The sequence below is a fragment of the Snuella sedimenti genome (genome assembly GCF_016428595.1).
Taxonomy (GTDB): domain Bacteria; phylum Bacteroidota; class Bacteroidia; order Flavobacteriales; family Flavobacteriaceae; genus Snuella; species Snuella sedimenti.
In genome coordinates this window covers 187,252-199,557 of sequence record NZ_JAELVQ010000002.1, presented here as the reverse complement: position 1 = coordinate 199,557, position 12,306 = coordinate 187,252, and the positions used below count along the sequence as shown (strand labels likewise).

10 protein-coding genes and 1 tRNA gene are annotated in these 12,306 nt (G+C 34.9%); 9 read left to right on the top strand and 2 right to left on the bottom strand.

Going from position 1 to position 12,306, the window contains the following annotated elements:
* Nucleotides 1–46: 46 nt before the first annotated feature.
* Entirely contained in the window at nucleotides 47–1,216 is a 1,170-nt protein-coding gene (locus JF259_RS02710; RefSeq protein ID WP_199113044.1) for a FecR family protein, read from the bottom strand.
* 111 nt (nucleotides 1,217–1,327) lie between these two features.
* Here JF259_RS02710 and JF259_RS02705 point away from each other — a divergent pair, with 111 nt between their 5' ends.
* Complete coding sequence (locus tag JF259_RS02705) at nucleotides 1,328–1,936, top strand: RNA polymerase sigma factor (RefSeq protein WP_199113042.1); 609 nt, start codon at nucleotides 1,328–1,330, stop codon at nucleotides 1,934–1,936.
* A 144-nt stretch (nucleotides 1,937–2,080) separates the two neighbouring features.
* On the opposite strand, the gene JF259_RS02700 is transcribed toward JF259_RS02705, so the two are convergent.
* Nucleotides 2,081–2,155, bottom strand: a tRNA-Pro gene (locus tag JF259_RS02700).
* 299 nt (nucleotides 2,156–2,454) lie between these two features.
* Here JF259_RS02700 and JF259_RS02695 point away from each other — a divergent pair.
* The 8 genes from JF259_RS02695 (at nucleotide 2,455) to scpA (ending at nucleotide 12,082) form a co-directional block, all read left to right on the top strand.
* A complete protein-coding gene (locus tag JF259_RS02695) occupies nucleotides 2,455–4,752 on the top strand; it encodes a TonB-dependent receptor family protein (RefSeq protein ID WP_317192055.1) in 2,298 nt (765 codons plus the stop codon).
* A gap of 149 nt (nucleotides 4,753–4,901) precedes the next feature.
* Complete coding sequence (locus JF259_RS02690) at nucleotides 4,902–6,026, top strand: PQQ-dependent sugar dehydrogenase (protein ID WP_199113040.1); 1,125 nt, start codon at nucleotides 4,902–4,904, stop codon at nucleotides 6,024–6,026.
* A gap of 475 nt (nucleotides 6,027–6,501) precedes the next feature.
* Nucleotides 6,502–6,906, top strand: coding sequence for a c-type cytochrome (locus JF259_RS02685; protein WP_199113038.1), 405 nt, complete (start codon nucleotides 6,502–6,504; stop codon nucleotides 6,904–6,906).
* 66 nt (nucleotides 6,907–6,972) lie between these two features.
* Entirely contained in the window at nucleotides 6,973–7,578 is a 606-nt protein-coding gene (gene udk, locus JF259_RS02680; RefSeq protein WP_199113036.1) for a uridine kinase, read from the top strand.
* A complete protein-coding gene (locus tag JF259_RS02675) occupies nucleotides 7,578–7,913 on the top strand; it encodes an FtsB family cell division protein (protein ID WP_199113034.1) in 336 nt (111 codons plus the stop codon). Before udk ends, JF259_RS02675 begins: the two co-directional genes overlap by 1 nt.
* Nucleotides 7,906–9,291, top strand: a complete 1,386-nt coding sequence (locus tag JF259_RS02670) for a methylmalonyl-CoA mutase subunit beta (RefSeq protein WP_199113032.1) — start codon at nucleotides 7,906–7,908, stop codon at nucleotides 9,289–9,291. The genes JF259_RS02675 and JF259_RS02670 overlap by 8 nt, the downstream gene beginning before the upstream one ends.
* Before the next feature lies 1 nt (nucleotide 9,292).
* Nucleotides 9,293–9,925 (top strand): hypothetical protein, encoded by a 633-nt coding sequence (locus JF259_RS02665; RefSeq protein ID WP_199113030.1) that lies wholly within the window; start codon nucleotides 9,293–9,295, stop codon nucleotides 9,923–9,925.
* 36 nt (nucleotides 9,926–9,961) lie between these two features.
* Entirely contained in the window at nucleotides 9,962–12,082 is a 2,121-nt protein-coding gene (gene scpA, locus JF259_RS02660) for a methylmalonyl-CoA mutase (protein WP_199113028.1), read from the top strand.
* Nucleotides 12,083–12,306: the final 224 nt, after the last annotated feature.

The window sequence follows — 12,306 nt, the reverse complement described above, 5'->3', positions numbered from 1 at the left end:
TACGCACCGTCAAATGTTTGACTTCGGTCCCTTTTATATTTTTGGTTTATTTAATCATAAGTATTTTATCTTTAAATTCATAATCTTTTATAATTCCATATTCCTTAATTGTGGCTATTATTTTCTCAATCTTTTGATCTTTTCTTAATAGACCAAAAAACTCTTCATTTTTGATTTTTTCATTTTCAAAAACAACTTCCATATCGTACCATCTGGATAAAACTTTCATAATGTCTTGAAGTGATTTGTCTTCAAAGCTAAAAATACCGTCTTTCCATGATATTTCACTATAAACATCTACAACGGATACTTTTACCTGCTCTGTGCCTGTATCATAACTTAGTTGCTGGCTTGGAACTAAATTTTGTTTAACACCATTAACGTTAACACCTACCTTTCCGCCTACCAAAGTGGTATAGGTAACAGATTCGTCCTTATAAGCTTTTATATTGAACTCCGTACCATAGACCTCCACTTCTTGTGAAGGGCTGTGAACTTTGAATTTTGAGCCATTATGCTCCGTACTTGGTGACACTTCAAAATAGGCTTCTCCATATACAAGTTGAACCTCACGGGATTTTCCTTTAATAAAACTAGTTGGGTACTTTAAATGTGTTTCGGAATTGAGCCAAACTTTTGTTCCATCTGATAATTCAACATAATACTGTCCGCCTCTCGGAATATTTAAATCATGATATACGATCTCATCTGTTATACTTGATCTGGCTTCATATATTAGTGTTTCACCATTACTATTGGCATTATCGGTTTGAATAGACTTCCCTTTTTGCAATACAATTTGAGATCCGTCTTCTAAGGTTAATGTTGCCCTATCCGTCCCAGGTAAGATAATATCTTGATTTGTGATTTTTGGAATATCTTCATTGGATTTGCCAAACAAATCATCATTAAAGAAATAAGCTGTAGCGAATATTCCAATGACAATTGCTGCAGCGGCATACCTAAAAACCCTCATTAATCTAAGCTTTTTAGAATTTCTCTGTTCATTTCTTATGCTTTCTAAAAAGTCATTTATAGATTTTTCTGTATCAAATGGATTTATATTTATATCCATAGCATAATTAATCTTTAAATAATTAGCAAACAGTTGTTTGTTTTTCGATTTTTTGAGCCAGTTTTCTAAAATTTCCAATTCTTCAATATCGGCGTCATACATCAAATATTTTATACAAATAGTTTTTATTTTCTCGTTCATAATTATATCTGTTACTAATTAATACGTATGATTTTTTTAATACCACATATATTTTACGATATTTTTTTTAAGTTTACCACATCTTTTAACTCATATTAATTCTATTTACAGTTGAACAGTTCTTATTTAAACAATGAAAATCTTATTAAAAACCTTAAAAAAGGAGAGGAAAGTGCCTTTGTTTATTTAATGAATACTTACCATAATAAGTTATGTGTCTATGCCAGAGGCCTGACTAAGGACCACTATACTGCTCAAGATATAGTTCAAAATGTTTTTTTTAAAGTTTGGGAGCAACGCCAAAAATTGAATTCAGGTTATAACATCAATAATTTTCTATATCGATCTGTATATAATGAGTTTATAGATCATTATAGAAAAATTAAACTCTTAACGCCTCTGGAAGAAGAACATATAAAGCAGCTTAAAGCAATAGTACAGGAAGATAGAGTTTCAGAAATAAATAACCTAATTGAACTGGTAAAACAAGAAATTGAAAATCTCCCTCCAAAATGTAAATCGGTTTTTACCATGGGTAAGCTAGAAGGATTAACTTATATAGAGATAGCTGAATATCAAAAAATTACTGTGAGAACGGTAGAAATGCATATGAGTAGAGCCTTCGAAATTATTCGCAAAAAAATAGGAGACAAAACCGATGTCATTCTATTTTTACTATTTGGAATGCAGCTAAAAAACCGACAATCATCATTTAGATAAGGATGATAAGATTAGTTATTTTAGGTAGCACCTATAGTTGAACACATAAAGGGTTTATTCAATTTAAATGATAGTCTTAAAACGACAAAAACTTGATAATCATACGATTACCAAGTTTTTATTACTAATTGATTTCTTAAAAAGTCGGGGTGGCAGGATTCGAACCTGCGACCTCCTGCTCCCAAAGCAGGCGCGATGACCGGGCTACGCTACACCCCGAAGACAGTATAAATACTGCAATATTCAATAAAAAATTAACAAACTCCAACATTAAACTACCTTAGTAGCCCGCCCGAGCGGAGTTTATACCGAGCGAAATCGAGGTGCTACACCCCATAAACAGTATAACTTACTTTATTAAACTAAACAAAATATAGCCTACTGTAACAGGCTGCAAATATACCTTTTTTTTCTTTTTCAATTTAAATTAATCCTAAAAATTTCATTTATTATTTTAAACACTCAATAAGACATTAAAAACAATTAATTTAGACCTTTAAAAATACATCTTAAATCAAGTGCTCATTATAAAAATCAGTTACCTCTTTTTATTTAGTGTATGTCTTGTTTTTTCAAGCTTCGGACAATCAACAATAAAGGGAAAAGTTATAGATAGTGACAGTGGAATTCCTATTACAAATGTCTCCATTACAAATGTTAGTGATAAAAGCGAATTTACTTCTAACACCTACGGTATATTTGAACTCCTTAAAGCTGGCACATATTTATTTGAAAAAGAAGGCTACTCCAAAAGAATTTTGAATTTAGCTAACAACAAATATCATGTAATACAGTTAAGCATTAGCCCTTCCAATCTCTCTGAAGTTATAGTCAATACAAACCAACTTCCAAAAACCTTAAAAAAGGCGAGTTCGACGATAAGCATTATTTCAAACCAGGATATAACACGGGGAAATGATATAAACATAGCTTCGGTATTAAATAGGGCCCCAGGTATTTTTATGCAATCTGGTGCTTTAAATACGAACAGAATTACTATAAGAGGTATTGGCTCCAGGAACTTATTTGGTACTGCAAAAATAAAAGCCTACTATAAGGATATACCATTAACTACTGGCACAGGTGAAACAAATATAGAGGATTTTGAACTTGGAGCTATGGCCCGCATCCATATCCTAAAAGGGGCTTCAACCATTTATGGTTCTGGATTAGGAGGGACTATTAATATTGTACCGCAAAGCACGTATCTTAACCAATCAAGCATTAAAAGCCAGTTTTCAGTAGGTTCGTTTAGGTTAGCAAAAGAAATGGTCAATATTAATCATGGAACCTCCAAAAATGGTTTCAGAGCTGTTTACAGTCATACCCATAGTGACGGTTACCGTGAAAATAACGACTACAACAAACAAACTATTACTATAAATTCCAATCACCATTTTAACAAAAAAAATGACTTATTGTTCCTTGCAAGTTATATTGATTTAAAGGCGTTCATTCCTAGCTCCATAGACGAAACATCATATAATAACACCCCACAATCTGCTGCCTATACTTGGGAACAGTCTAAAGGTTATGAAGACACTCAAAGAGGCCTTTTTGGAACTACTTGGAACCATCAATCAAATAAGAACCTAAAACTTATCACTAGCATCTTTACTACCTATAAAAAAGCCTACGAACCCAGACCCTTTAACATCTTAACCGAAAACTCGTTTGCCCTCGGTTCCCGATTTCGACTTATAGGCAACAACAAACTATTTAAAAACACGCTTAATTGGACATTAGGAAGCGAATTCTTTAGAGACACCCATAAATCGGGCACCTTCGAAAATTTGTATAAAGACTTTCCAGAAGGAACAGGCAGTGTGCAAGGCAATCGTTTATCCGATTTCAAGGAAAAACGACAATATTATAACATCTTCGTTGAAACCAACTATGAACTTTCCAACAAGACAAACCTATCGGCTGGGATTAATTACAATAAAACATCGTATGATTTAAATGACAGGTTTAAAGCTTCAGAAACCAATCCAGATCAATCCGGAACTTTCAAATTCAAAGATATGTGGTCTCCCAAATTCGGGGTTATCCACCAACTTTCAAAACATATTAGCATTTATGCCAACATAAATCATGGCTTCTCTCCTATCTCCCTTAACGAAGCCCTTCTACCCAACGGACAAATAAACACGCAGTTGAAACCTGAAACCGGATGGAACTTCGAGCTAGGTTCACGAGGTCAATTATTAAACAATCGATTATTTTATAATCTCGCGATTTATCGATTGGATGTTAAAAACCTATTGGTAGCTAAAAGAACCAGTGAAGACGAATATATTGGGGTTAATGCTGGCCGTACACAACATGACGGCCTCGAATTAAACCTTAACTATAAATTATTAGTTAGCAAGACCCTATTACTACAAACCTTCTTAAACTATACATACAACGATTTTAACTTTAAACAATTTATAGACGACACTAACGACTATTCAGGAAATAAACTAACAGGGGTTCCTTCTAATATTCTAAACCTCGGCATGGATACAAAAGTTAATACCAACTTTTACGGCACTATCAATTTTCAACACGTTGGCTCCATGCCAATCACAGATAGCAACAGCATATTTACAAAAAAATACAACCTTACCCATTTAAAATTCAGTTATAATAAAGCTATAAACAAATCTTTAAAACTGAATACGTTTTTTGGGATCAACAACCTGTTCAATACAAAGTATGCATCACAAATTTTAATCAATGCACAAGGGTTTAACGGAAACGCTCCCAGATACTACTATCCTGGAAATCCCCGAAATTATTATACAGGAATTGAAATTAATTACATCTTTTGATATATCTTTAAATCTGAAATAAACTACCTCACGGTAAGCTACAAGGTACTTATAGTAAAAACTTTTGATTTGGAAACAAACCTAAGAGCATTTAACTCTCGATTATCGAACAAGATTTACAACATTTTTATAAATAACATACGGAAATAATGAAACAGACGGTATCCTTTTTAACAGCCATACTTTTAGCATGCTTTTCTTGTGCCCAGCAGTCGGAGTCTGAGATAAAAGCAGAGACGCCAAATGCAATAGACTACACTACCGAAATGATTGTCCCCGACCTTAACATTCCCTGGGGCTTGGTATTTCTTCCCGATGGCAGTATGCTTATTACAGAAAAATCGGGTGAGATCATTCATTTTAAAAATGGCAAGAAAATCAATATCGCAGGCACTCCTACCATTGTTAATCGCGGACAAGGAGGTCTATTGGATATCGAGTTACATCCCGACTATACAAACAACGGATGGCTTTACCTATCGTTTTCTTCTCCTGAGGGCGAAGGTGAAGGTGCCAACACGGCAATTATGCGTGCTAAACTAAAAGATACCACCTTAAAAGAGCAACAAATAATTTATAAAGGCACTCCCAATACAAGAAAAGGCCAACATTTTGGATCGCGTATTGAATTCGATAACCAAGGTTACTTATACTTTTCTATAGGCGATAGAGGTAACCGAGACGAAAATCCGCAGGACATCACAAAAGATTGTGGAAAAATATACAGACTTCATGACGATGGCAGCATACCCAAAGACAATCCTTTTGTTAATATGCCCAATGCAAAAAAAGCGATCTACAGCTATGGTCATCGTAATCCGCAAGGTTTAATTAAACACCCTGAAACAGGAGAAATGTGGGAACACGAACATGGTCCCCAAGGAGGCGATGAAATTAATATTATTCAAAAAGCTAAAAATTTTGGATGGCCCGTTATCTCTTATGGCATCAATTACAATGGCACCTCTTTTACTGATATTACAGAAAAAGAAGGTATGGAACAACCGCTTTTTCACTGGACACCTTCAATCGCGCCTTGCGGCATGACGTTCGTAGCATCTGACAAATACCCGCAATGGAAAGGCAACCTCTTAGTGGGCTCCTTAAAATTTAAATATCTTGAACGACTCGTACTTAAAGATAATAAGGTGGTGAAGCGTGAAAAGCTGTTAGAGGATATAGGGCGCGTTAGAAATGTTGTGCAAGGCCCTGATGGGTATATTTATGTAGGGGTAGAAGGAAAAGGTATTGTAAAAATTGTCCCTAACAATTAATACGCATTCTCTTCATCTTTTTAAGTATAATTTAAAAACCGCATATAAAACCATAAATCCATTTATAAACAAATGAAACACCCCTGATTAAAAATATCGGCACACAACGATATGATTTTATGGGGGCTACATGAAACCGTTTAAAAACAATAAATGAACTCATGAAGATGAGTTCAATACAAACACATGAAACGAACATTAATAAAATTTAAGCATCTTTTCACAATAGTGAATGTTTAAAATTTTTAATGTGAGAGCGTAGCGATTGCATACGTTCTCAATTTTATAATTAATATAAAATCAAATGAATTATCAAAATTTAAACGTATGAAACGAACATTAAGAAATTTTAAAAATTACTTCACAAAAGGAAATGTTTAATTTTTTTAATGAGAGAACGAGTGTAAGGAGTGGTTGCACACGTTCTTAATTTTATAATTACAATAAAATCAATTAATTACTAAAATTTAAACATATGAAACCTCCATTATTAGTCCTGCTTGTTTCTTTAATAACGTTAAGTTTTATAAATATTGACCAACAAGATCCTTTAAAAGAAAGTATTGAAAGAGGGAAAGACATCTACACCGATTTTTGTGTTACCTGTCATTTACCTTCGGGTGAAGGTGTAGAAAACATTTATCCCCCTCTCGCAAAATCAGATTATCTAATTAAAAATAGAACTACTAGTATAAAAGGGCTTAAATACGGTTTAAAAGGAGAAATTGTTGTTAATGGTAAAACCTATAATGGTTTAATGGCTCCATTAGGTCTCTATGATGACGAAATAGCCGACGTTATGAACTATATCAATAACAGTTGGGGTAATAAAAATGATTCGATCGTTACTAAAGAAGAAGTAGCAAAAATCAAGAAATAATTTAATCGTTCTTAACTGGATGCCTCATTTTAACTAAATTTGTATGATGAACTAAACTTAACACGCATGCTCATTATTGGAATTGCTGGAGGTACCGGTTGTGGTAAAACAACCGTTGTTAATCAAATTTTAAACGAACTTCCCGATGGCGAAGTGGGTGTTATTTCCCAAGATTCCTATTACAAAGACACAACACACTTAACCAAGGAAGAACGTACTAATATTAATTTTGACCACCCCAGATCCATTGATTTTGACCTGCTAACCACACACCTAAAAGACTTAAGAAACAATACCCCAATCCAACAACCGGTTTATTCTTTTATAGATCACAACAGAACGGGCGACACCTTACTAACAAAACCTAGGAAAGTTATGATTGTCGAAGGTATTTTAATCCTTACAAATCCGGAATTAAGAGCCTTATTCGATATTAAAATATTCGTTCATGCCGATACCGATGAGCGCTTGATAAGAAGATTAAAAAGGGATATTTCAGAACGCGGAAGAGATGTTAACGAAGTGCTTACACGCTATCAAACAACATTAAAACCCATGCACGATCAGTTCATTGAACCAATGAAACAGTATGCCGATATAATTATACCCAATAACAAATACAATACCGTTGCCATTGATATTGTTCGTACCATCATAAATGAAAGATTATAATGACATTGTTTAAAATAAAAAATAAGCGTAATTTTTTAAAACCATTTAAAAACATATTTGTTATTATCCTGGTTATTTTTATTATTTGGATGTTGTTTTTTGATGCTAATTCCTGGCTCATTCACAATGAATTAAATAATGAAATTGAAGCACTTGAAGCCGAAAAGGAATATTACAAACGTGAAATTGAAAAAGACAATAAGGCCATAAAAAAATTAAGTACAGAAGAAGGCCTGGAAAAGTTTGCGCGTGAAGAATATTATATGAAAAGGGATAACGAAGAAATATACATCATCGAATACGAAGACAGTTTAAAAAACAAACTAGATGACTAAACTTTTGTTCAAAGAATTTAATCCTGTTTCGTCCAAGCAATGGAAACAAAAAATCCAGTTCGATCTCGACGGTGCCGATTACAATAGTACCCTTGTTTGGGAATCGAATGAAGGCATTGCCGTAAAACCGTTTTATCACGCCGATGACCTTCATGACCTCCCAAAGGTTTCCAGTACAAAAGCAACACAATGGCTTGTTTGTCAGTCTATCTTTGTCGCCAATACTTCCGCATCAAACCTTAAAGCCGTTAATGCCATTAAAGATGGTGTCGAAAGTATTAAATTTATAGTTCCGTCTAAGGAGATTGCTATTAAAGAGCTTCTTAAAGACATAAACCTTGATACCACTCGAATCTACCTTCAACTCCAATTTTTGTCGGAAGCATACATTAAAACAATTCATGCAATCCCTGCAAAAGCTGGTATCTATATCTTAACGGATAGTATTGGTCATTTGGCTAGAAATGGCAATTGGTTTTATAATTTGAATAAAGATTTTGAACTATTTACTAATTACTTTTTAAATAATATTTCAAAGTCACAAACCTATATTACTGTAGACACAACGCTTTATCAGAATGCGGGTGCAAATATAGTACAGCAACTGGCTTACGCTTTGGCCCATGCTAACGAATACCTAAACCAGTTGGACAGTAAAGCTAAAAAGGCTTTACGATCTACTGCAATGCTATTTAATGTGTCGATAGGCTCTAATTATTTCTTCGAAATAGCTAAGCTAAGGGCATTACGCCTCTTGTGGAAGACACTGGCTAGAGAGTACAGCATAGTTTCAGATTGCCATATTATTGCCTATCCAACAAAACGAAACAAAACGCTCTACGACTCTAACACCAATATGCTGCGTACCACAACGGAAAGTATGAGTGCCATACTAGGTGGTGCTAATACTATATGTAATTTACCTTACGATACCATATATCGCAAAGACAATATATTTAGTGAACGTATTGCCCGTAATCAACTGCTCATTTTAAAACACGAAAGTTATTTCGACAAAGTTAACAATCCGCCTGACGGAGCCTATTATATAGAAACCATAACTCGGCAATTAGCAGAAAAAGCATTGGATTTATTTAAGGAAATAGAGGCTAATGGCGGTTTTTTAAAACAGCTTAAATCTGGCACCATTCAACGGAAAATAAAAGAAAGTGCAGCTAAAGAACAACAACTGTTTGATGCTGGTGAAGAGATATTACTAGGCACCAATAAACACCCTAACAAACAAGATAAAGTAAAAGAAACATTGGAACTCTATCCGTTTGTGAAGATACATCGACGAAAAACCTTAATTGAACCTATTATAGAAAAACGCTTAGCAGAAAAGCTTGAACAAGAACGATTAAAAAAAGAACATTAAAATGAACACAAAAATTAAATTTATTGCAGCTTTATTAATTTTCACACTATTTAATTGTAAACAACAAAACACATTATCGGAATACAAATATGCCGATAAAAGTACCGTACTTAGCTGTGGTGACACCAAATCTAAATTATATAATGAAGCTTTATTTTCCTTCGAAAATGATATCCTAAGCTTTTATGGTAAAAACAACAATAAGCAAAGCTTAACAACTGCTTACGCTCAATTTGTTCGTAACTCGCAATACAACAGGGTAAAATTTAATGAACTGGTCTCTGATCACACCCTAGAAGTATTTAACATCCTAAAAGAAGATACAGATTTATGGCAGGTTGGTAATACCAAAAGTAATTTAAACTACTATAGTCCGTTATTTAAATGTATCGCTAGCAACATTGAAAACAAAGATTTAAAAACCACACTTAACGCTCTTCTTGAGACCAATAGTATGAGTCCCAAACTTTTTGCTCCCCCACTACAGTCCAACTATAGATTCGCTATTAAGGATAAGTATTTAGCGGCATATATTGCCTTCGATTTATTTTATGCTAAACTTTTTGATGTAGATCTAACTGTCGTAAAAACACAAAGTCAAGGTGTTGATTTCAATAAAACACCTGCCAAATAACGGTAAACTTTAACAAATTATAAAATAAGGTACATAATGCAAAGAAAAAACCTTCAACATATTAACTTACATGAGCCTGAAAGCCAAAATGCAACTGCTGAGCATGGCTTTGTAACTGCTGAAGGTATTGGCATTAAAGCTACCTATTCTAAAAAGGATCTAGAATCCTTAGAACACCTCAATTTTGTGGCTGGCATCACCCCTAATTTACGTGGCCCCTATAGTACGATGTACGTACGCAGGCCATGGACTATAAGGCAATATGCCGGATTTTCAACAGCCGAAGACAGTAATGCCTTTTACCGTCGTAACCTAAAGGCGGGGCAAAAAGGGCTATCGGTTGCTTTCGATTTGGCGACCCACCGTGGTTATGACTCCGACCATGAGCGTGTCGTTGGTGACGTAGGGATGGCCGGAGTAGCCATTGATAGTGTAGAAGATATGAAAATACTCTTCGATGAAATCCCACTGGACAAAATGAGTGTTTCCATGACCATGAACGGTGCTGTTTTACCAATTATGGCCTTTTACATTGTGGCGGCCGAAGAACAAGGTGTACAGCTCCATCAGCTCTCTGGCACCATTCAAAATGATATTTTAAAAGAGTTCATGGTACGCAATACTTATATCTACCCTCCTACGCCTTCCATGAAAATCATTTCGGATATTTTTGAATTTACAAGCAAGCACATGCCTAAATTCAATAGTATTAGTATTTCAGGATATCACATGCAGGAAGCAGGTGCTACTTGTGATATTGAATTAGCCTATACATTGGCAGACGGTTTGGAATACATTCGCAAAGGTCTTGAAGCTGGTATGGATATAGATACCTTCGCACCCCGTTTGTCTTTCTTTTGGGCTATAGGAATGAATCATTTTATGGAAATTGCTAAAATGCGGGCAGCACGTATGCTTTGGGCCAAATTGGTAAAGCAGTTTAATCCGAAAAATGAAAAATCACTAGTTTTAAGAACCCATTGCCAGACTTCTGGATGGAGTTTAACCGAGCAAGACCCATTTAACAATGTTGCCCGAACTTGTATTGAAGCTTCTGCAGCAGCCTTTGGTGGCACACAAAGCTTACATACCAATGCCCTAGATGAAGCGATTGCCCTTCCAACCGATTTTTCTGCTAGAATTGCCAGAAACACCCAAATCTATTTACAAGAAGAAACCAAAATAACCAAAACCGTTGATCCTTGGGCGGGAAGCTATTACCTAGAGAAATTAACACATGACATATCCCATAAAGCATGGGAGCTCATTCAAGAAATTGAAGCTTTAGGAGGCATGACAAAAGCCATTGAGGCCGGCATCCCTAAAATACGCATTGAAGAAGCTGCTGCCAGAAAACAAGCCCGGATTGATTCTGGAAAAGATATTATTGTTGGTGTTAACAAATACAAATTAGAAGAAGAAGCTCCAATAACAACACTAGAAATAGACAACAAAACGGTACGTTCTCAACAAATAGCAAGACTAAACAAAATTAAAGCAAATAGAAATTCTAAAAAGGTTAATATAACCTTAACGAATTTAACCGAGGCAGCCCGTACTGGTCAAAATAATTTATTAGCTTTAGCTATTGAAGCTGCACGCGAGCGTGCTACCCTTGGTGAAATAAGCGATGCCCTTGAAACGGTGTACGGAAGATATAAAGCACAAATAAAATCATTTTCAGGTGTGTACAGTAACGAAATAAAAGACGACGATTCCTTTAAAAAAGCAAGGGAACTAGCCGATATTTTTGCAGAACAAGATGGTAGAAGACCACGTATTATGATTGCTAAAATGGGGCAAGATGGACACGACCGTGGCGCTAAAGTAGTTGCTACAGGCTATGCCGATGTTGGCTTTGATGTAGATATAGGGCCGCTGTTCCAAACACCTCAAGAAGCTGCAAAACAAGCTGTAGAAAACGACGTGCATGTATTAGGTATATCGTCTCAGGCAGCTGGCCACAAAACCTTAGTACCCCAAGTTATTAAAGCTCTAAAAGAATACGGAAGGGACGATATTATGGTTGTTGTAGGGGGCGTAATACCAAAACAGGATTATCCCTTTTTATTTGATGCAGGTGCTGTAGCAATCTTCGGTCCTGGCACTAAAATAAGCGAAGCAGCAATTAAAATTCTTGATATCTTAATCGATTAGCCCCACACTTCAACTTCCCAATAAAATCCTGATTTTTTTAAAAAAACACTTCGGCTAAACAAATTTCTTCATTTTCTGTCACACCTAATTGTGTGTTAAAAAATTGATTTTCAAAAACATAATATCTATAAAATCAAAAGCGTCAAAAATCATTATTTAGAATTATTATAAATAAGTTGCACGAAAGAAATGTAGGACTTATGTTTGCATCACAAATCTATTAT

What these genes read in the sequence shown, in the direction of transcription:
- JF259_RS02670 (WP_199113032.1), top strand. Translation starts at nt 7,906, where the DNA reads ATGACTAAACTTTTGTTCAAAGAATTTAATCCTGTTTCGTCCAAGCAA.
- JF259_RS02685 (WP_199113038.1), top strand. Translation starts at nt 6,502, where the DNA reads ATGAAACCTCCATTATTAGTCCTGCTTGTTTCTTTAATAACGTTAAGT.
- udk (WP_199113036.1), top strand. Translation starts at nt 6,973, where the DNA reads ATGCTCATTATTGGAATTGCTGGAGGTACCGGTTGTGGTAAAACAACC.
- JF259_RS02675 (WP_199113034.1), top strand. Translation starts at nt 7,578, where the DNA reads ATGACATTGTTTAAAATAAAAAATAAGCGTAATTTTTTAAAACCATTT.
- JF259_RS02710 (WP_199113044.1), bottom strand. Translation starts at nt 1,216, where the DNA reads ATGAACGAGAAAATAAAAACTATTTGTATAAAATATTTGATGTATGAC.
- JF259_RS02690 (WP_199113040.1), top strand. Translation starts at nt 4,902, where the DNA reads ATGAAACAGACGGTATCCTTTTTAACAGCCATACTTTTAGCATGCTTT.
- JF259_RS02665 (WP_199113030.1), top strand. Translation starts at nt 9,293, where the DNA reads ATGAACACAAAAATTAAATTTATTGCAGCTTTATTAATTTTCACACTA.
- scpA (WP_199113028.1), top strand. Translation starts at nt 9,962, where the DNA reads ATGCAAAGAAAAAACCTTCAACATATTAACTTACATGAGCCTGAAAGC.